19 protein-coding genes and 3 tRNA genes are annotated in these 18,237 nt (G+C 72.4%); 16 read left to right on the top strand and 6 right to left on the bottom strand.

Annotation, left to right across the window (positions count from 1 at the left end; genetic code table 11):
- Positions 1-232: 232 nt before the first annotated feature.
- A complete protein-coding gene (locus tag ABZ721_RS13215) occupies positions 233-1,453 on the bottom strand; it encodes a sensor domain-containing protein (RefSeq protein ID WP_358788709.1) in 1,221 nt (406 codons plus the stop codon).
- Between the two features lie 190 nt (positions 1,454-1,643).
- Here ABZ721_RS13215 and ABZ721_RS13210 point away from each other — a divergent pair, with 190 nt between their 5' ends.
- The 12 genes from ABZ721_RS13210 to ABZ721_RS13155 all read left to right on the top strand — a co-directional run bounded on the left by ABZ721_RS13210 (position 1,644) and on the right by ABZ721_RS13155 (position 12,810).
- Positions 1,644-2,012: an NADH-quinone oxidoreductase subunit A gene (locus ABZ721_RS13210; protein WP_269273398.1), complete on the top strand. Its 369-nt coding sequence runs from the start codon at positions 1,644-1,646 to the stop codon at positions 2,010-2,012.
- The gene (locus ABZ721_RS13205) at positions 2,003-2,650 is read left to right on the top strand and encodes an NADH-quinone oxidoreductase subunit B family protein (RefSeq protein WP_358788708.1); all 648 of its coding nucleotides are present in this window, start codon (positions 2,003-2,005) and stop codon (positions 2,648-2,650) included. The genes ABZ721_RS13210 and ABZ721_RS13205 overlap by 10 nt, the downstream gene beginning before the upstream one ends.
- Positions 2,647-3,675 (top strand): NADH-quinone oxidoreductase subunit C, encoded by a 1,029-nt coding sequence (locus ABZ721_RS13200; protein ID WP_358788707.1) that lies wholly within the window; start codon positions 2,647-2,649, stop codon positions 3,673-3,675. Before ABZ721_RS13205 ends, ABZ721_RS13200 begins: the two co-directional genes overlap by 4 nt.
- Positions 3,672-4,634 carry an NADH-quinone oxidoreductase subunit NuoH gene (nuoH, locus tag ABZ721_RS13195; RefSeq protein WP_358788706.1) on the top strand — a complete coding sequence of 321 codons (963 nt, stop codon included), beginning with the start codon at positions 3,672-3,674 and terminating at the stop codon, positions 4,632-4,634. The genes ABZ721_RS13200 and nuoH overlap by 4 nt, the downstream gene beginning before the upstream one ends.
- Before the next feature lie 108 nt (positions 4,635-4,742).
- A complete protein-coding gene (locus tag ABZ721_RS13190; RefSeq protein WP_358788797.1) occupies positions 4,743-5,255 on the top strand; it encodes a 4Fe-4S binding protein in 513 nt (170 codons plus the stop codon).
- On the top strand, positions 5,255-5,881 hold the full coding sequence (locus ABZ721_RS13185; protein WP_358788796.1) for an NADH-quinone oxidoreductase subunit J: 627 nt from the start codon (positions 5,255-5,257) through the stop codon (positions 5,879-5,881). Before ABZ721_RS13190 ends, ABZ721_RS13185 begins: the two co-directional genes overlap by 1 nt.
- The gene (gene nuoK / locus ABZ721_RS13180; protein ID WP_358788705.1) at positions 5,881-6,258 is read left to right on the top strand and encodes an NADH-quinone oxidoreductase subunit NuoK; all 378 of its coding nucleotides are present in this window, start codon (positions 5,881-5,883) and stop codon (positions 6,256-6,258) included. The genes ABZ721_RS13185 and nuoK overlap by 1 nt, the downstream gene beginning before the upstream one ends.
- On the top strand, positions 6,255-8,252 hold the full coding sequence (locus ABZ721_RS13175) for an NADH-quinone oxidoreductase subunit L (protein ID WP_358788704.1): 1,998 nt from the start codon (positions 6,255-6,257) through the stop codon (positions 8,250-8,252). Before nuoK ends, ABZ721_RS13175 begins: the two co-directional genes overlap by 4 nt.
- A 3-nt stretch (positions 8,253-8,255) precedes the next feature.
- Entirely contained in the window at positions 8,256-9,824 is a 1,569-nt protein-coding gene (locus ABZ721_RS13170) for an NADH-quinone oxidoreductase subunit M (RefSeq protein WP_358788703.1), read from the top strand.
- Positions 9,824-11,443: an NADH-quinone oxidoreductase subunit N gene (locus ABZ721_RS13165; protein WP_358788702.1), complete on the top strand. Its 1,620-nt coding sequence runs from the start codon at positions 9,824-9,826 to the stop codon at positions 11,441-11,443. Before ABZ721_RS13170 ends, ABZ721_RS13165 begins: the two co-directional genes overlap by 1 nt.
- 117 nt (positions 11,444-11,560) lie before the next feature.
- Entirely contained in the window at positions 11,561-12,421 is an 861-nt protein-coding gene (htpX, locus tag ABZ721_RS13160) for a zinc metalloprotease HtpX (RefSeq protein ID WP_358788701.1), read from the top strand.
- Entirely contained in the window at positions 12,418-12,810 is a 393-nt protein-coding gene (locus ABZ721_RS13155) for a YccF domain-containing protein (protein WP_358788700.1), read from the top strand. The genes htpX and ABZ721_RS13155 overlap by 4 nt, the downstream gene beginning before the upstream one ends.
- A 12-nt stretch (positions 12,811-12,822) precedes the next feature.
- On the opposite strand, the gene ABZ721_RS13150 is transcribed toward ABZ721_RS13155, so the two are convergent.
- Both ABZ721_RS13150 and ABZ721_RS13145 read right to left on the bottom strand, forming a co-directional pair.
- A complete protein-coding gene (locus ABZ721_RS13150; protein ID WP_358788699.1) occupies positions 12,823-13,128 on the bottom strand; it encodes a hypothetical protein in 306 nt (101 codons plus the stop codon).
- A complete protein-coding gene (locus tag ABZ721_RS13145; RefSeq protein ID WP_358788698.1) occupies positions 13,125-13,955 on the bottom strand; it encodes a phytanoyl-CoA dioxygenase family protein in 831 nt (276 codons plus the stop codon). Before ABZ721_RS13145 ends, ABZ721_RS13150 begins: the two co-directional genes overlap by 4 nt.
- A 70-nt stretch (positions 13,956-14,025) precedes the next feature.
- Between ABZ721_RS13145 and ABZ721_RS13140 the strand changes: the two genes are divergently transcribed.
- The gene (locus ABZ721_RS13140) at positions 14,026-14,802 is read left to right on the top strand and encodes an AraC family transcriptional regulator (RefSeq protein ID WP_358788697.1); all 777 of its coding nucleotides are present in this window, start codon (positions 14,026-14,028) and stop codon (positions 14,800-14,802) included.
- 57 nt (positions 14,803-14,859) lie between these two features.
- Here the strand turns inward: ABZ721_RS13140 and ABZ721_RS13135 are convergent, their stop codons facing one another.
- A complete protein-coding gene (locus ABZ721_RS13135) occupies positions 14,860-15,348 on the bottom strand; it encodes a YajQ family cyclic di-GMP-binding protein (RefSeq protein WP_358788696.1) in 489 nt (162 codons plus the stop codon).
- A gap of 185 nt (positions 15,349-15,533) precedes the next feature.
- On the opposite strand from ABZ721_RS13135, the gene ABZ721_RS13130 reads away from it, so the two are divergent.
- Positions 15,534-15,615 (top strand) — tRNA-Tyr (locus ABZ721_RS13130).
- 64 nt (positions 15,616-15,679) lie between these two features.
- On the opposite strand, the gene ABZ721_RS13125 is transcribed toward ABZ721_RS13130, so the two are convergent.
- Both ABZ721_RS13125 and ABZ721_RS13120 read right to left on the bottom strand, forming a co-directional pair.
- Positions 15,680-16,342, bottom strand: coding sequence for an NAD(P)H-binding protein (locus ABZ721_RS13125; RefSeq protein ID WP_358788695.1), 663 nt, complete (start codon positions 16,340-16,342; stop codon positions 15,680-15,682).
- 111 nt (positions 16,343-16,453) lie between these two features.
- Positions 16,454-17,725, bottom strand: a complete 1,272-nt coding sequence (locus tag ABZ721_RS13120; protein ID WP_358788694.1) for an amidohydrolase family protein — start codon at positions 17,723-17,725, stop codon at positions 16,454-16,456.
- 305 nt (positions 17,726-18,030) lie between these two features.
- Between ABZ721_RS13120 and ABZ721_RS13115 the strand changes: the two genes are divergently transcribed.
- Positions 18,031-18,103, top strand: a tRNA-Thr gene (locus ABZ721_RS13115).
- Between the two features lie 45 nt (positions 18,104-18,148).
- Positions 18,149-18,221 (top strand) — tRNA-Met (locus ABZ721_RS13110).
- Positions 18,222-18,237 lie beyond the last annotated feature (16 nt).

Genomic DNA, 18,237 nt, shown 5'->3' with positions numbered 1-18,237 from the left:
ACATACAGCCTGGTCGAACAGCGCTTTCCCGCCCATGGTGCGGATCGGCGTGTTCGGGAGGGGGATATCCCTACCTCGCGAGGTGGTTCTGGCGCGACAGGCGGCTCCCACAACGCGCGGGGCCGCTGCACCGACGCGCGAGGCGGCTCCCACAACGCGCGAGGTGGCCGCACCGACGCGCGAGGCGGCTCCCACAACGCGCGGGGCGGCCGCACCGACGCGCGGGGCGGCCCTACCGCGACAGGTGGCCCTGCCGCGCTGGGCCGGTCCCCGGCCGCGCCTGCTCGCGGTCGCGCCAGGGGAGTTCGGCGGTGATGGTCGTCGGGCCGCCCACGGGGGAGTCGACGACCAGCAGGCCGTCCACGGAGTCCAGCCGCTCGGTGAGCCCGGCCAGGCCCGTGCCGCCGGACGTGCCGGCGCCGCCGTTCCCGTCGTCCCTGACCTGGATCATCAGCCGCTCCTGCGAGCGCCACAGGTCGACGCTGGCGGTGCGCGCGCCGCTGTGCTTGCTGATGTTCTGCAGCAGCTCGGAGACGGTGAAGTACGCGATGCCCTCGATCGCCGCCGCGGGCCGGGCCGTGAGGTCGACACCGACCTGGACCGGCACCGTGCAGCGCGCGGCCACCGACGAGAGCGCCGCGTTCAGGCCGCGGTCGGTGAGGATCGCGGGGTGGATGCCGCGGGCCAGGTCGCGCAGCTCCTGCAGCGCGATCTTCACCTCGCCGTGCGCCTCGCCCACCATCCGGGCCGCCGCCTCCGGGTCCTCCAGCAGCTTCTCCTTGGCGAGGCCGAGGTCCATCGCCAGGGCGACGAGCCGGGCCTGGGCGCCGTCGTGCAGGTCGCGTTCGATGCGCCGCAGGTCGGCCGCCGCGTGGTCCACGACCACCCCGCGGTCCGACTCCAGCTCGGCGATCCGCCGCTCCAGCTCGTCCGACGGCTGCAGCAGCCCCCGCACCATCAGCCGGTCCACGGTGGTGAGTCCGCGCGCGATGTAGCCCAGCGCGGGCCAGGCGACGAAGAGCGCGACGAGGGTGACGGTGAAGGTGAGGATGCCCCAGGGCAGCCGGATGGCGAAGTACAGCGCGTGCCGCCAGGCGACCGGGTCCTTCAGCGTCGCCCACAGCCACGGCAGGAAGCCGAAGGTGCTCGGCCGCATCGGACGGGGATCGTCGATCACCACGTCCAGCAGCTGCCGGGCCCGCGCCCGCTCCAGGATGCCGAGCAGCCGGCAGCCGATGAGGCCGCCCGCGAGCAGCGGCAGCCCGACCACGGTGACCGACAGCCCGAGGCCGATCGCCAGCATCGTGACGACGAAGACGAAGCCGATGATCACGATCGGCAGGTTCAGCAGCAGGAACCCGATTTCCTTCCAGGTCACAGCGCCGAACGCGAGCCGCGGTGGCGGCAGCGGGGCGGGTTCGGTGGAGGTCGGGGCGGCAGGGCTCGGGCTCATGCTCCCAGCCTGCCGGTAGGGGCGGCCGGAGCGCCATGGGGTTCGTCGGGCGGGACAAGGTGGGGTTAACCCCCCTGACGAGTGCACGCCCGCTTCCCAGGCTCAAGCCAGGGCCTAGACTCCCTCCGTATAGATCGTCTAAAGATCCACTGGGATCGCTGGACAACGAGGGAACGAGGGGCGGACGGACGTGGACTACTTCCACGGCTACTCGGTCGTCGGCCTGGTCGCGGTGGTCGGGGTGCTCTTCGTGGCCGTGGCCTTCGGCGCCGGGCGGCTTCTGCGGCCGGTTGTGCCGACGCAGGAAAAAATGCTCACGTACGAATGCGGGGTCGACCCCGTCGGCGAGGGCTGGGCGCACACCCAGATCCGTTACTACGTGTACTCGTTCCTCTATGTGATCTTCGCGGTGGACGCGATCTTCCTGTTCCCCTGGGCGACCGTCTTCGCCGCTCCGGGGTTCGGCGCCGCCACGCTGGTCGAGATGTTCGTCTTCATCGGCTTCCTGGCCGTCGGCCTGCTCTACGCCTGGAAGAAGGGCGTCCTCGAATGGACGTGACCCCTGCGGTGCCCGCCGCGGACGCTCCGGATGCCTCCGGTCCTGACGGGAGCGAGGTCCAGTACCTGCCGGAACCGCGCCGGCTGGGCACCCTCGCCCGGCTCGCGCCGGAACCGATGAAGGTGATCCTGAACTGGGGCCGCCGCTACAGCCTGTGGGTCTTCAACTTCGGGCTCGCCTGCTGCGCGATCGAGTTCATCGCCGCGTCGATGGCCCGGCACGACTTCATCCGGCTCGGCGTCATCCCGTTCGCCCCCGGCCCCCGGCAGGCGGACCTGATGATCGTCTCCGGCACCGTCACGGACAAGATGGCCCCGGCCGTCCGGCGGCTCTACGAGCAGATGCCGGAGCCGAAGTACGTCATCTCCTTCGGCGCCTGCTCCAACTGCGGCGGCCCGTACTGGGACTCGTACTCCGTCACCAAGGGCGTCGACCAGATCATCCCGGTCGACGTCTACGTGCCCGGCTGCCCGCCGCGGCCCGAGGCGCTGCTCCAGGGGATCCTCAAGCTCCAGGAGAAGATCGCCCGCGAGTCGCTCGCCGACCGGTACGCGGCCGACCCGGCGGCCCGCCCGTCGGCCGCCGCTCTGAGCAGCAAGCTGATCGCCGCGCCGCCGGCGCCGGGGGAGGACCGATGACGACTCCTGACGAGGGCGCGGGCGCGACCGGGGACGGCGGCGCGGAGCCGGGTACGGGTGCGGAGCCGGGCCCCGGGGCCGAGCCGGGCGGCGGGCCCGCCGCTGCCGAGCCGGCTGCCGCGGCGCCGGTCGTCGCCGAGCCGGCCGTCGGGTGGCTGCCGGGTGCCGCGGCCGAGATCTTCGGGGCGGAGGCCACGGCGGCGGAGGCGTTCGGCCTGCTGACCGTGGACGTTCCGGTCGGCTCGTGGATCGCCGCGCTGGAGATCGCCCGGGACAAGCTCGGCTGCACCTACTTCGACTGGCTGAGCGCCGTCGACGAGGCCGCCGCGGGCTTCCGGGTGTGCGCGCACCTGGTGTCGCTGCCGGGCACCGCGGCCGACGGCCGCATGGTGCGGCGGCTGCTGGTCCGCACCACCGTCCCGCACTCGGCCGCCGCGCTGCCCACCGCCGTCGACGTCTTCGCGGGCGCGGGCTGGCACGAGCGCGAGACCCACGAGATGTTCGGCATCGACTTCACCGGCCACCCGCACCTGGTGCCGCTGCTGCTGCCCGACGAGTTCGAGGGCCATCCACTGCGCAAGGACTTCGTCCTCGCCGCCCGCGTCGCCAAGGCGTGGCCCGGCGCCAAGGAGCCGGGCGAGTCGGAGCACGGCGGCCCCAAGCGCCGCACGATGCTCCCGCCGGGCGTTCCCGACCCGAACGAGTGGGGCCCGCTGAAGGGCCAGCTCCCGCCCGCCCCGGTCCGCGCGGCCCGGACCCCGCGGGCGGCGGCCGGTGCCGGTGCGGCCGCGGCGGGTGCCGAGCGGCCCGCCCGCCGCCCCCGCCCGGCAGCCGCTCAGCCCGACGCCCCCTGGCAGCAGCCCGAAGCGACGGCGGCGCCGGCGGCGCCGGCCGCCCCGGCAGCGGAGTCGCCGCCGGCGCCGGAGAAACCCGCGCGACCGGCACCGGCGAAACCCGCTGAACCCGCTCCGGAACCGACCGGGACGCCCGAGACGCCCGACCCCGAGGGAGGCCAGACCCCGTGAACGACATCCTCGATGTCGCCCTGCGGCTCGTCGCCGTTCTCGTCGTCTTCCTCACCTTTCCGCTGATCGTCGGGCAGACCGAGCACAAGGTGATGGCCCACATGCAGGGCCGCCTCGGCCCGATGTACGCGGGCGGCTTCCACGGCTGGGCCCAGCTCGTGGCGGACGGGGTGAAGTTCGCGCAGAAGGAGGACATCGTCCCGGCCGACGCCGACCGGCGGATCTTCCAGCTGGCGCCGGCCGTCGCGCTGCTCCCGTACCTGCTGGTGCTGATCGCCATCCCGGTCGGCCCGAACGGCTTCGTGGGGCAGGTCGTCGACGCGGGCCTGTTCTTCGTGCTCGCCGTGATGGGCGTCGGGGTGCTGGGCTCGCTGATGGCCGGCTGGGCGTCGGCCAACAAGTTCTCGCTGCTCGGCGGGTTGCGCACCGCCGCTCAGCTGATGGCCTACGAGCTGCCGATGCTGCTCGCCGCCGCCTCGGTGGCGATGGCGGCGGGCACGCTCTCGCTGCCCGGGATCCTCGACGCGTACCAGTGGTGGTGGACGCCGTGGCAGATCGTCGGCGCCCTCGTCTTCTTCATCGCGGGCCTGGCCGAGCTGCAGCGCCCGCCGTTCGACATGCCGGTCGCCGACTCCGAGATCATCTTCGGTGCGTACACCGAGTACACGGGCCTGCGCTTCGCGCTGTTCCTGCTCGCGGAGTACGCCGGCATCGTCGTCCTGTGCGGGCTGACCACCGTGCTCTTCCTCGGCGGCTGGCACGGCCCCTGGGCCGACAGCGTCGGCTGGGTCTGGACGCTGCTCAAGACGGCGGTGCTCGCCTTCGTCGTCATCTGGCTCCGGGTCACCTACCCGCGCCTGCGCGAGGACCAGCTGCAGAAGCTCGCCTGGACCGTTCTCATTCCGCTCGCCCTGGCGCAGATCGCGCTCACCGGCGTCGTCAAGGTGGTGATCTCGTAAATGGACCACCCGTCTCCCACCCCCGCCCTTCCGACGCCTCCCTCCGGGAGCGCCTCCCGATTTCCCGGCCACGGCCTGGCCAAGGGCCTCGCCGTCACCCTCAAGGCGATGACGCGGCGATCGGTCACCGCGCAGTACCCCGACGTGCAGCCCGACCTGCCGCCGCGCAGCCGCGGCGTCATCGCGCTGTTCGAGGAGAACTGCACGGTCTGCATGCTGTGCGCGCGTGAGTGCCCCGACTGGTGCATCTACATCGACTCCCACAAGGAGACGACGCCCGCCGCCACCCCCGGCGGGCGCGAGCGCAGCCGCAACGTGCTCGACCGCTTCGCTATCGACTTCTCGCTCTGCATGTACTGCGGGATCTGCATCGAGGTGTGCCCCTTCGACGCGCTCTTCTGGACGCCGGAGTTCGAGTACGCCGAGACCGACATCCTCGAACTGACCCACGAGCGCGACAAGCTCCGCGACTGGATGTGGACGGTGCCGGCCCCGCCCGCGCTCGACCCCGGTGCCGAGGAGCCCAAGGAGATCGCCGCCGCCCGCAAGGCGGCCGACAAGCTCATCGCCGCACAGCAGGCCCAAGAGGCCCAGCAGGCCCAGCAGGAGGGCGGCGCGTGATGCTCGCAGCCGCCGGCGCGGCCCCCTCCGGGTTCCTCTCCCCGACCGGGGTCGAGATCGCCTTCGTCCTCGTCGGGATCGCCACCCTCGGCGCCGCCCTCGTCTCCGTCACCACCAAGCAGCTGGTGCACGCCGCGCTGTGGCTGGTGGTCGCGCTCGGCGGGATCGCCGTCGAGTACCTGCTGCTGACGGCGGAGTTCATCGCCTGGGTGCAGGTGCTGATCTACGTCGGCTCCGTCGTGGTCCTGATCCTGTTCGGGCTGATGCTGACCCGCGCCCCCATCGGCCGCTCCCCGGACGCGGACTCCGACAACCGCTGGATCGCCGTCACCGTGGCGACCGCCTCCGCGATCACCCTGGTCTGGGTGGTCGTCGACGCGTTCCGCACCACGTGGATCGATCTGGACGGTCCGGTCCAGGGCTCCACCAAGGCCACCGGGCAGTCCCTCTTCCAGCACTGGGTGCTGCCGTTCGAGGCGCTGTCGGTGCTGCTGCTCGCCGCCCTGGTCGGTGCCATCGTGCTGTCGCGCAAGAACCAGGACCAGGACCAGGACCGCGATCAGAGCCAGGGCCGGGGCCGGCTCCAGGGCCTCACGCCGGATCCGGAGAAGGGCAAGGAGAGCTGATGCACCTCGCTTATCCCGCCGTGCTCGCCGTCCTCCTCTTCTCCGTCGGGCTCTACGGCGTGCTCGGTCGCCGCAACGCGATCCTCGTCCTGATGTCCGTCGAGCTGATGCTCAACGCGGTCAACCTCAACCTCGTCGCGTTCGACGTCTGGCTCCGCGACACCCTGCACGCGGGCCAGGCGCTGACGCTCTTCACGATCACCATCGCCGCCGCCGAGATCGGCATCGGTCTGGCGATCGTGCTGCTCGTCTACCGCAACCGCGGCAGTTCCGACGTCGACCGGCTCACCGACCTCGCCGAGACCGGCCCCGCCGTCCCCGGCGCGGGCGGCACGCCGGACGCGGCCGCAGACGAGAAGGCAGAGGCCACCGCGTGACCCTCACGACCCTTGCCGCGCTGGTCCCGCTGCTGCCGTTCCTCGGCGCCGCCGCCGGGCTGCTGCTCGGCCGGAGCGCCCCCGGGTTCGTCCGGCCGCTCGCCGTCCTGCCGACCGCGGCGGCCTTCGTGCTGGCCGCCGTCGTCGCGGTGCGGCAGGGCAGCGGAGCGCCCACCGACGCCGCGACCCGGCTCACCCCGACCGGCTCGGTCCCCATCGACCTCGCCCTGCACCTGGACGGCTTCGCCGTCCTGATCGCGGTGCTCGTCGGCCTCGTCGCGACCTGCGTCCAGCTCTACTCGACGGCCTACCTGCGGGACGACCCCCGCTACCCCTCCTACGCCGCCCTGGTCTCCCTCTTCACCGCCGCCATGTTCCTGGTCGTCTACTCCGGCGACCTGATGGTGCTGCTGGTGGGCTGGGAGATCATGGGCATCTGCTCGTACTTCCTGGTCGGCCACTACTGGGAGACCGAGGTCGCCCGCGCCGCGTCCATGAAGGCGTTCCTCGTCACCAAGCTCGGCGACGTCCCCTTCATCATCGGCGTCTTCGCGCTCGCCACCGACGCGGGCACCTTCCGGATCAACGGGATCCTCACCGCCGCCACCCACGGCCAGCTGCAGCACCCGACGCTCGTCGCGCTGCTGCTGCTCGCCGGCGTCGCGGGGAAGTCCGCCCAGTTCCCGCTGCACACCTGGCTGCCCGACGCGATGGCCGGCCCGACGCCGGTCTCCGCGCTGATCCACGCCGCGACCATGGTCGCGGCCGGCATCTACCTCGTCGCCCGGCTGCTGCCCGTCTTCGCCGCCAGCGCGGCAGCCCTCACGGTCCTCGCCGTCATGGCCGCCGTGACCATGATCGGCTCGGGTCTCGCGGCCCTCGCGCAGGACGACATCAAACGGGTGCTGGCCTACTCGACGATCGGCCAGCTCGGCTACATGGCCGGCGCGCTCGCCGTGGGCGACCGCAGCGCCGCCGTCTTCCACCTCCTGTCGCACGGCGCCTTCAAGGCGCTGCTCTTCCTCGGTGCGGGCGTGGTCATCCACGCCGCCGGCACCAACTCGCTGTCGGCGATGTCCCGCATGGGCGACCTGGGCAAGCGCGCCCCCGACGCCATGTGGACGATGGGCATCGCGCTGGCGGCCCTCGCCGCCCTGCCCCCCTTCTCCGGCTTCTTCTCCAAGGAGTCGGTGCTGCGCGCCGCCGAGCACGCCTCCGGCGGCCACGCCGACGGCGTCCCGTCGGCGGTCGGCTGGACCGTGCTGGTCGCCGGGCTGGCCACCGCCGTGCTCACCGCCGGCTACGCCACCCGGCTCTTCCTGCTCGCCTTCCGGGGCCGCGGCCCCCGCGCCGCCGACCACGGCCGCGAGCCCGTGATCATGAACGCCGTCCTGTGGGTGCTCGCGATCCCCTCCGTCGCGTTCGGCATGGTCTCCCTCGTGCCGACGGTCTTCGACCTCCCGCAGTGGCTCGACGGCAACGAGCTCAAACCGACCCTCCTCACCTCCGTCCTCGGCATCGGCCTCGCCCTCGTCGGCGTCCTCGTCACGTACGGCGCCTGGACGGCCGGGGCTACCCGCCGGTCCGCCGCGCCGCTCGGCGCGGTCGGCGCCGACGCGGACGCGGAGCCGGCCGAGGCCGAGGCGACCGCCATCGCCGCCCACACCGCCGTCTACGGCGACATCGCCTCGTCCGACGACCCGGCCGACCCCGGACGGCTGCTCCTCGGCCGCCTGCACCGCCACGCCGCGAGCGGCTTCCACCTCGACGCCGTCTACACAGCGCTCTTCGTCCGGCCGGTGCTGGCCGCGGCGAACCTGGTCCGCTTCCTCGACCGCGAGGTCGTCGAGACCTACGTGCGGGGAGCGGGCGCCGTGCCGCGCCTGCTCGGCGCCGCCGTCCGGCGGGCCCAGACCGGAAATGTCCAGACCTATCTCAGCGCGCTGCTGGCCGGTGCCGTCGTACTCGCCGTCCTCGTCGCCGTCGGAGCGTGAGCCGTGAACGACACCGCCCTCCAGTACGTGCTCGCAGGCATCGTCGTCCTGCCCCTGCTCGGAGCCGTCGGGGCCCTGCTGCCCGCGCCGCCCGGCCTCAAGGGGCGCGACCCCGACCAGGCCGTGCTCCGCCACGGCGTCACGGTCACCGGCGCCGTGCTGATCCTCGCGATCGTCCTCGCGGCCGGCTTCGACCACGACCACCCGGCGAGGATGCAGGCCGGCACCGACATCACGTGGATCCCCGCGCTCGACATCCACCTCCACCTCGGCGTCGACGGCATCTCGCTCCCCCTCCTCGTCCTGACCGCGCTGCTGACCTTCCTCTGCGCGCTCTACAGCTACTTCAAGATGCCCGCGGGCCCGTCCCCCAAGGCCTTCGTCGGTCTCCTCCTCGTCCTCGAAGCGGGCACCCTCGGCACCTTCGCCGTGCTGGACCTGATGCTCTTCTTCCTGGCGTTCGAGACCGTGCTCATCCCGATGTACTTCCTCATCGCCCGCTGGGGCGGCGCCGGCCGCGAGGCGGCCTCGCTGCGCTTCATCCTGTACACCCTCCTCGGGTCCGTGATCATGCTGCTGGGCCTGCTGCTCATCGGGGTGAAAGCGGGCACGTTCGACATGGTGGCACTCGCCACTGACAACGGGTCATCGCTCAGTCACTCCACGCAGTTGCTCGCGGTCCTCGCCATCGGCATCGGCTTCGCGATCAAGGCCCCGATGTGGCCGCTGCACAGCTGGCTCCCGGACGCCCACACCGCCGCCCCCACCGTCGGCTCGGTGCTGCTGGCCGGCGTCATGCTCAAGATGGGCACCTACGGGTTCGTCCGCATCGCGCTGCCCGCCGCCCCCGACGGCATGCACACCTTCGCGCCGTACCTGGCCGCGTTCGCCGTCGTCGGCATCGTCTACGGATCGCTGGCCTGCCTCGCGCTGGCCCGCAGGGGAGCGGGCGGCGACCTGAAGCGGATCATCGCCTACTCCTCCGTCGGCCACATGGGCTTCGTGCTGCTCGGCATCGCGTCGCTCACCCCCACCGGCGTGAACGGCGCGCTCTTCGCCAACGTCGCCCACGGCCTCATCACCGGCCTGCTCTTCTTCCTGGTCGGCGCCATCAAGGACCGCTACGGGACGAGCGACCTCGACCGCCTCACCGGGGAGAGCGGCGCCGCCCTGTACGGCAGGGCGCCCCGCCTCGGCGGGCTGCTCGCCTTCGCCGCCGTCGCCTCCCTCGGCCTGCCGGGGCTGGCCGGCTTCTGGGGCGAGATGCTCGCCATGTTCGGCGCCTTCAAGCCCGCCGACGGGCTCAGCCGCCCCGCCTACCTGGTGTTCACGGCGGTCGCCGCGTTCGGCACCCTGCTCACGGCCGCGTACCTGCTGGCCGTCGTGCGCCGCGTCTGCATGGGGGACAAGGACACCGCGGAGTCCGGACAGCCGGTCCTGTCCGACGTGCACGGCTATGAGTTCGCCGCCTGGACCCCGCTCGCCGCCCTCACCGTCCTCGCCGGCCTGTGGCCCGCGGCCCTCCTCGGCCTCACCGACCCGGCCGTGCGCTCGCTCCTCGGAGGCAGCTGATGAGCATCCCCGTCACCGGCGCACCCCCCGCCACCGGAGCGCACCCCCTCAGCGGCCTCGCGGCCGACTCCGTCGCCTCCCTCGTGCAGTCCGTGGACTGGGTCGCCATCGCCCCGGCGGTGATCCCCGCGGTCGTCGCGCTGGTCGTCCTGGTCGCCGACCTCTTCCTCCCCAGGGAGCGGAAGGCCCTGCTGGGCTGGGCCGCCGTCGGCGGCCTCGCCCTGGCCGCGCTCGCGCTCGGCCCGCTGCGGGCCGGGCACCGCAAGACGTTCTGCCTGACCGTCGACGCCGGTGAGTGCTCCTACGTGGCCGACCACTTCACGGTCGTCGTCCAGCTCCTCGTCATCGGCGGCGCGCTGCTGACGGCGCTGCTCTCGCTGCACGACATGGAGAAGTACCCGCCCGGCGAGTACTGGTTCCTGCTGCTGTCCTCGGCCGCCGGAGCGGCCCTGCTGCCCGCCTCCCGGGACCTGGCGACGCTGATCGTCGCCCTGGAGGTCACGACGCTGCCCGCCTTCGCGCTCGTCGGGATCAAGCGCGGCGACCGGCTCTCGTCCGAGGCCGCGCTGAAGTTCTTCCTCTCCTCCGTTGCCGCGACCGCCGTCACCCTGCTCGGCGTCAGCTTCGTGTACGCCGCCACCGGAACCCTCCACCTGGCGGCGATCGCGGACGGCCTGGGCGACGTGCAGCCGCAGCTCGCGACGCTCGCCAAGGTGGGCGCGGTCCTCACCCTCGTGGGCTTCGCCTTCAAGCTCGCCGCCGCGCCCTTCCACTTCTGGGTTCCCGACACCTACGTGGGCGCGCCGCTGCCGATCGCCGCGTACCTGTCCGTCGTCGGAAAGGCCGCGGGCTTCTCCGGCCTCATCCTCGTCACCGTGATCGCGTTCGAGCCGTACGCAGACGTCTGGGGCCCGGTCGTCGCCGTGCTGGCCGCCCTGACGATGACGGTCGGCAACGTCGCCGCGCTGCGCCAGAGGGCCGGGTACGCGCACAGCGCGGTCCGGCTGCTGGCCTGGTCCTCCATCGGCCAGGCGGGCTACCTGCTGGTGCCGATCGCGGCCGCCGCGTACTCCGACGACCCGGAGCACCAGATCGGCACCACCGTCGCCTACGCCCTGATGTACACGGCCGTGAACCTCGGCGCCTTCGCCGTGGCCGCCCTGGTCGCCAGGACGGCCCCCGCCAACCGCCTGACCGACTACCGGGGGCTGTACGCGACCCGCCCCCTGGCGGCCCTGGCGCTGGCGTTCTTCCTGCTCTGCCTGGCCGGGCTGCCGCCCGGCGTCATCGGACTCTTCGCCAAGGTCGCCGTCTTCTCGTCGATCGTGGGCACGGGTCCGGCCTGGCTGGCCGTCGTCATGGCCGTCAACGTCGTCATCGCCCTCGTGTACTACCTGCGGTGGACCGCGATCCTGTTCGCGAAGCCGGCCGGGGAGCCGGCCGAGGAGCCTGCCGGGTCGGGCGCTGCGGAGGGCCTCGCGGGGGGCCGCACGGCGGTGCCCGCCACCCGGACGCCCGTCCCGCTCACGGCCGCCATCGCCCTGACCGCGGCCCTCGCCATCGTGCTCTCCGGCGTGCCCCAGCTGGTCCTGCGCTACGCCTCGGGGGCGCTGCTCTGACCCCGCCCGGGGCTTGTGCACAAGGGAACCAGCGGCCCTCCGGTGGCGTTGACCAGTACAGGAGGTTCTCCTAAGAGGGGAGAGGGTTCCCCTGCCGCAGACCTTGGAGGGCGCACCGTGCACCGCCGGCACAATGGGCTGAAGACCGCCGTACTCCTCGGCGGTCTGTCCGCACTCATCCTCGTCATCGGCAGTTTCTTCGGCCGTACGGGGCTCATCGTCGCGCTCGTCATCGCGATCGGCACCAACGCCTACGCGTACTGGAACAGCGACAAGCTGGCTCTACGCGCGATGCGCGCCCGCCCCGTGAGCGAGTTCGAGGCGCCCGCGCTGTACCGCATGGTCCGCGAGCTCTCGACGGCCGCGCGCCAGCCCATGCCGCGGCTGTACATCTCGCCCACCGAAGCGCCCAACGCCTTCGCCACCGGGCGCAACCCGCGCAACGCGGCGGTCTGCTGCACCGACGGCATCCTGCGGATCCTCGACGAACGCGAGCTGCGCGGCGTGATCGGCCACGAGCTGAGCCATGTCTACAACCGCGACATCCTCATCTCGTCCGTGGCCGGCGCGCTCGCCTCCGTCGTCATGTTCCTCGTCAACTTCGCCTGGCTGATCCCGGTCGGCCGGTCCAACGACGACGAGGGCCCCGGCATCATCGGCATGCTGCTGCTGATGATCCTGGGCCCGCTGGCCGCCTCCGTCATCCAGCTCGCCGTCAGCCGCTCCCGCGAGTACGAGGCGGACGCGTCCGGCGCCCGCCTCACCGGCGACCCGCTCGCCCTCGCGAGCGCCCTGCGCAAGCTGGACGCGGGCACCAAGCAGCTGCCGCTGCCGCCCGAACCGCGCATCGAGACCGCCAGCCATATGATGATCGCGAACCCGTTCCGGCCCGGCACCGCGTCGAAACTGTTCTCCACCCACCCCCCGATGGCCGAGCGCATCGCGCGCCTCGAACAGATGGCAGGACACCGCCCATGAAGACGATCCTGAACATCATCTGGCTGGTGCTCTGCGGCGTCTGGATGGCGCTCGGCTACGCCGTCGCGGGACTGGTCTGCTGCATCCTGATCATCACGATCCCGTGGGGCCTGGCGTCCTTCCGCATCGCCAACTACGCCCTGTGGCCCTTCGGCCGGACGACGGTGGAGCGGCGCGACGCGGGAGCCGGCTCGCTCCTCGGCAACATCGTCTGGATCGTGTTCGCCGGCTGGTGGCTGGCGCTGGGCCACATCGTGACCGGGATCGCGCTGTGCCTGACGATCATCGGCATCCCGTTCGGCATCGCGAACTTCAAGATGATCCCGCTCTCGCTGCTGCCGCTCGGCCGGGAGATCGTCCCGACCGACCGGCCGTTCGCGACGCGCTGAGGTATCGCTGCACTAGCTCGCGGTGTCGACGAGTTGCTCGAAGAGGAACTCGTGCTGCAGGAACGAGGTGTCGTACTCGTGTCCCGGGTACGGCGGGATCAGCTGCGCCGCCTGGATCAGCCGCCAGCCGTCGCGGAGCGCGGCCACCCCCGTCGCGTACGGCGGCTCGTCGCTGTCCCCGGTGGTCGGCGACGTGGCCCCCGTCCCGTCGTAGGACGACCACCCGACGACGCGGGAGTCCAGCGCCGAGGTGGCCAGGTACAGCACGAGTACGCGCTGCCGCAGGGTGCTGGTGGTGCTGGTGCCGGTGGTGGTCATGCGTGGCTCCTGTGGGCGGGGACGACGCGCTGCGGCCGGTTGGCGACCCGCGTCATCCAGTGGTCCATGTCGTACGTGCTGTCGCCGGTCAGCGCCCGCCACAGCTTGACGCGGTTGTGGAACTCCAGTCGCCCGGCGCCCGCTTCGTACCAGGGGAAGCGCGTGCCGAGCTCGGCGGCGACCGCCGGGTCGGCGAGGTCGCCGGTGTCCCACAGCCGCAGCTGCCGCACCGTCGGGTTGAACCGGATCTTGAACATGTAGCGCGCGACGTCGCTGTCGTTGCGCCGTCCGCCGTGCCAGATGCCGTGGTGCAGGAGGACCACCGTCCCGGCCGGGCAGACCAGCCGCGTCTGCCCGAGCAGGTTCTGGTAGCGGCCGGTGTCGCTCTCGTTCGTGCGCCGCAGATGGCTGCCGGGCACGCTCAGCGTGCCGCCCATCTCCAGCGTCACGGCCTGCGGGTAGTACATGAGCTGCACGTCGAACGCGTCCGGGCGGACGTCGATGATCGCGTCCGCGTGCAGCGGCTGCGCGTGCCCGTCCCTCGGCTGCCGGATGTGCACCGCGTGATGGTCGACGGCCGGCCCCGGGCCCACGAGGCTGCGCAACGCGCCGGCCACCGCGGGGAGTTCGACGAGGTCGCGGGCGAAGGACCCGCGCTCGTACGCCTCCTCCAGCGGCGTCCCGTACGGCACGTCCGGTATCCCGGCGGCCAGGACGTCCATCGCGCGCTCGTTCATCGCCTCCGGCACCACCGCGTCCATGCGCAGCGAGCCGTGCGCGACGAAGTGCGCCAGCTGGACGGAATTCAGAAGGTTGCTGGTTCCCATGCGCCAACGGTAGGGAGAGAGGCCCAGCTCGCGCGTGGGCCAGGTTCACCACTACTGGTACGTTTTCACCATGGACGCCGTGGCCCTGCACCTCGACGAGCCGCCCCGGGTGGTCAACCTCGGGGTCGGTGTCCACGGCCCCGCCGGCCACACCGACGTCTTCCGGCTCCCCGACCTGTGGCAGCTGCACCTCTACCGGTACACGGCCGACCTCACCGTCGACGGCACCCCGCACGCCATCCGCCCCGGCCGCGTCAGCCTGGTGCCGCCCGGCGCGACCGTCAGGTACCGCTACCGCGGCCGCTCGGAACACCTCTACGCCCACCTGCGCATCCCGCGGGCGGGCGAGCCGCGCAGCGTCCCCGTCGTCCAGGACGCGGGCGCGCAACTGCCCATGCTCTCCGCACTGATGCTGCAGGCCGTGGCGGCCCAGCCGGGTACGCCCGCGAGGACGGCGGCCGAGATCTGGGCCGTCCTGTGGCGGGTCGCCCACCTCACCGCGCCGACCGCGGCCGACGGCCCGCACCCGGCCGTGGCCGCCGCCATCGCCCACATCGAGTCGCACCTCGCGGACCCGCTGACCGTCCCGGGCATCGCCCGCGCGGCCGGCGTCTCGCACAACCACCTCACGCGGCTCTTCCGCGCCGCGACCGGGGACACCGTCGTCACGTACGTCCGGCGCCGCCGCCTGGAGCGCGCCCGCCACCTGCTCGTCGAGTCGACGCTCTCCATCGCGGCCGTCGCCGCCTCGGTCGGTATCGCGGACCTCCAGGCCTTCAACAAGGCCTGCCGCCGCGAACTGGGCGCCTCCCCCCGCGCCGTCCGGCAGCGCCCCCGAACGCGGTGAGGGCGGCAACCGGGGTTCCCCCCGGCAGCCGCCCTCGTCCCCGCTTCCCCCGACGGGTCAGCGGTAGTTCACGTACTGCAGCGCGAAGTCGAAGTCCTTCTCCTTGAGCAGCGCCTGAACGGCCTGCAGGTCGTCCCGGCTCTTCGAGCTGACGCGCAGCTCGTCGCCCTGGACCTGCGCCTTGACGCCCTTCGGGCCCTCATCGCGGATGATCTTCGCGACCTTCTTCGCGTTGTCCTGCGAGATCCCCTCCTCGATCGAGGCGAAGATCTTGTACTCCTTGCCGGAGAGCTGCGGCTCCCCGGCGTCCAGCGACTTGAGCGAGATCCCGCGCTTGACCAGTTTGGTCTCGAAAACGTCGAGGATCGCCTTGACGCGCTCCTCCGAGTTCGCCTGCATCAGGATCTTCTCGCCCGACCAGTCGATCGACGCTCCGACGTTCTTGAAGTCGTAGCGCTGCGTGATTTCCTTCGCGGCCTGGTTGAGGGCGTTGTCGACCTCCTGCCGCTCGACCTTCGAGACGATGTCGAAACTGGAGTCGGCCATCTTGAGTTGGCTCCTTGGCTGTGATCCGTCAGTACCGCGACCCGTCCCCGGACCGCCCTCCCAGCCTAGCCACCGCGCCCGCCCCGAACACTGATCAATGAGGTGGCGAACCACCCCCGCACATCAGGTATCGTTTACGTCGTTGCCACAGACCACCATCAAAAGTGACCTGCGGCGGCTTCCCTGGCGGTGTGCCCGAGTGGCCAAAGGGAGCAGACTGTAAATCTGCCGGCTCAGCCTACCCAGGTTCGAACCCTGGCGCCGCCACGGTATTACGGAACGGCCCCTGATCTGCGGAAACGCGGATCAGGGGCCGTTTGCGTTGTACGGGTCAGTTGCCGGCGACGTCTTTTACCGCGACCTGGATCGGGGTGGGGCCCGTGATGGCTTCCAGGGTGAGGCCGGCGGTGGACGGGGTGTCCAGGAGTTCGGCCAGGAGGGCTGCCACGTCGTCGCGGGGGATGGAGCCGCGGCCCGTCTTCACCGACAACTGGACGCGGCCGGTGCCGGGGTCGTCGGTGAGGCTGCCCGGGCGCAGGATCGTCCAGTCGAGGTTCTCGCGGGCGCTCACGTCGGCGTCCGCCGCCGTCTTGGCGCGCAGGTACTCGGCGAAGACGGGGTCGGTGCCGGGGGGCGGCTCGGCTCCCGCGCCCATCGACGAGACGATGACGTAGCGGCGGCACCCGGCCCGTTCGGCCGCGTCCGCGAAGAGGACGGCGGCGGCGTGGTCGACGGAGTTCTTGCGCTCCGGGCCGCTGCCCGGGCCCGCGCCCGCGGCGAAGACGGCCGCGTCCGCGCCGCGCAGGGCCGCCGCGACCTCGTCGACGGTGGCCGACTCCAGGTCGCAGACGATCGGCTCGGCGCCGGCGGCCCGCAGGTCGTCCGCCTGCTCGGGTTTGCGGATGATGCCCGCCACGTCGTCTCCGCGCGCGGCGAGCAGTCGCTCCAGCCGCAACGCGATCTTCCCATGTCCACCAGCGATCACAATGCGCATGGTCCCGACGCTACGCCCGCCGGGCGTCCCGCGCGCGGGCACGGCGTGAACGGCTCACCATCGGGTGACGTATCGGCCGATCGCCCGCAGCGGACGCGCCGTCAGGACGGCTCAGGCGAGGCCGTCGTCGGTGCGCGACTGGCGGGGCAGGTCGAGGGCGGCGGTGGTCGCCGAGTCGCAGTACTCGCGGACGGCGCTGGTGCGGGAGACCACCCGGCCGCGGTGGATGACGATGCGGCTGTAGGCGAGGGAGAGCACCCCCTCGATGCGTTCGCCGCGCACGGCGAGCAGTTCGGCGGGGAAGCCCGCCTCCACCCGGACCTCGGGCAGCCCCAGGACCGCCCGCGCCTGCCCGCTGACCGCGTCGTACGCGTCCGCCGCGCCGCACTCGCCGTACGAGGCCAGGAGGAACGCGGCCTCCAGGGGGTCGCCGCGGCCGACGGGGTTGGCCAGGTCGCGCAGCGCGCCGCTGCCCGCCGCGACGCGCACGCCGGCCGCGCGCAGTTCGCGTACCGGGGTGAGCAGGCCCACCGCGCCGCGCCGGGAGGTCTCCAGCGCGCCGCAGCCGCCCTGCGGCAGGCAGACGACGGAGACGCCGGCCGCGGCGAGCTGGCCGGCGGCGCGGGCGGCGGCGGGACGGGGGAGGCCGGCCAGGCCGTTGCAGGGGCCGATGACGACGCCGGGGCGCAGCCCGCCGGCCATGGCGGTGAGCCGGGCCAGCCGGGCCGGGTCGTCACCCTGCGTGTGCAGGTCCACGGGGAGGCCGAACTCGGCGGCGACGGTGAGGACGGCCTCGGCGTAGCCGCTGGGGTCCGGGTCCAGGTCGGGGCAGCCGCCGACGACACCGGCGCCCATCTTGAGCGCGTCGCGCAGCGCGGAGAGCCCGTCGGCGCCGGCCGCGCCGGTGAGCAGCCGGGGGACGGCGACGGCGTGCAGGTCGACGAGTCCGCGCAGCGCGCGGCGGGCCTGGAGCACGGCGGCGAGGGTGCCGAGCCCCTGGATGTCGCCGATCCTGACGTGCGTTCTGATGGCCGTCGCGCCGTGCCCGAGCTGCAGCAGCGCGGCCTCGGTGACGCGCCGCTGCACGTCCTCGGGCTCGTACGAGGGCGGCCCGGAGGTGACGCTCGCGTCGGCGGTCAGCGCGGCGTCGAGGTGCGCGTGCGGTTCGGCGGGCGCGGGCAGCAGGAGGTAGCCGCGCAGGTCGATACGGGTCCCGTCGGCGTCCTTGAGGCCGGGGTCGGCGGTGAGGCTGCCCGCCGTGCCGACGGCCTCGATCCGGGCGCCGCTGAGCCGCACGTCGACCGTGCGGCCGTCGGTGAGATGGGCACCGCACAGCAGCAGCGTGGTGGTCTCGGCGGCGGTGCCGCGCTGGTTCTCGGTCATCGCGCTCCTCCGGTACTGCGGCGCTCGGGCGGGAGGCAAGATCACGCAGGGACGCACCGAGCCTATGGCGCAGCTCACGCGGGGTCCGGGAGGAGGCGGCCGGAGGTCAATAGTCGTACTGGCGTGGTCGATCGGGGGTGCGGGGAGGGGAGCCGGCGGGACGCCCGGTCCGCTCCCGGGAGGCACGTGAGGGGCGGCTGAGGGGCGGCCGGCGGACCTCCGGAACAGCGACGGAAGAGCCCGAAGTGTGTCGTGAGATATGGATTTCACCTTCGGCTGCGGACCGTGTAATGTCTTCCTCGCTCGCCCCAATAGCTCAGTCGGTAGAGCGTCTCCATGGTAAGGAGAAGGTCTGCGGTTCGATTCCGCATTGGGGCTCTGATGGATCGATCATCCACCGTCAGGTGGTGGTCAGTTCATCGCAGCGGTGTAGCTCAGTTGGTAGAGCAAGCGGCTCATAATCGCTGTGTCACCGGTTCAAGTCCGGTCACCGCTACCCTGCGTAGTCGTAG

Source organism: Streptomyces sp. NPDC006733, assembly GCF_040636125.1.
In the GTDB taxonomy this organism is placed as follows: Bacteria; Actinomycetota; Actinomycetes; order Streptomycetales; family Streptomycetaceae; genus Actinacidiphila.
This window is presented reverse-complemented; position numbering and strand designations above follow the sequence as displayed.

Excerpts from the sequence above, each read along its gene's own strand:
- ABZ721_RS13205 (WP_358788708.1), top strand. The coding sequence starts at position 2,003 with ATGGACGTGACCCCTGCGGTGCCCGCCGCGGACGCTCCGGATGCCTCC.
- ABZ721_RS13150 (WP_358788699.1), bottom strand. The coding sequence starts at position 13,128 with ATGACCACCACCGGCACCAGCACCACCAGCACCCTGCGGCAGCGCGTA.
- ABZ721_RS13215 (WP_358788709.1), bottom strand. The coding sequence starts at position 1,453 with ATGAGCCCGAGCCCTGCCGCCCCGACCTCCACCGAACCCGCCCCGCTG.
- ABZ721_RS13120 (WP_358788694.1), bottom strand. The coding sequence starts at position 17,725 with ATGACCGAGAACCAGCGCGGCACCGCCGCCGAGACCACCACGCTGCTG.
- ABZ721_RS13125 (WP_358788695.1), bottom strand. The coding sequence starts at position 16,342 with ATGCGCATTGTGATCGCTGGTGGACATGGGAAGATCGCGTTGCGGCTG.
- ABZ721_RS13200 (WP_358788707.1), top strand. The coding sequence starts at position 2,647 with ATGACGACTCCTGACGAGGGCGCGGGCGCGACCGGGGACGGCGGCGCG.
- ABZ721_RS13155 (WP_358788700.1), top strand. The coding sequence starts at position 12,418 with ATGAAGACGATCCTGAACATCATCTGGCTGGTGCTCTGCGGCGTCTGG.
- ABZ721_RS13135 (WP_358788696.1), bottom strand. The coding sequence starts at position 15,348 with ATGGCCGACTCCAGTTTCGACATCGTCTCGAAGGTCGAGCGGCAGGAG.
- ABZ721_RS13165 (WP_358788702.1), top strand. The coding sequence starts at position 9,824 with ATGAGCATCCCCGTCACCGGCGCACCCCCCGCCACCGGAGCGCACCCC.
- nuoK (WP_358788705.1), top strand. The coding sequence starts at position 5,881 with ATGCACCTCGCTTATCCCGCCGTGCTCGCCGTCCTCCTCTTCTCCGTC.
- ABZ721_RS13140 (WP_358788697.1), top strand. The coding sequence starts at position 14,026 with ATGGACGCCGTGGCCCTGCACCTCGACGAGCCGCCCCGGGTGGTCAAC.
- ABZ721_RS13185 (WP_358788796.1), top strand. The coding sequence starts at position 5,255 with ATGCTCGCAGCCGCCGGCGCGGCCCCCTCCGGGTTCCTCTCCCCGACC.
- ABZ721_RS13145 (WP_358788698.1), bottom strand. The coding sequence starts at position 13,955 with ATGGGAACCAGCAACCTTCTGAATTCCGTCCAGCTGGCGCACTTCGTC.
- ABZ721_RS13190 (WP_358788797.1), top strand. The coding sequence starts at position 4,743 with ATGACGCGGCGATCGGTCACCGCGCAGTACCCCGACGTGCAGCCCGAC.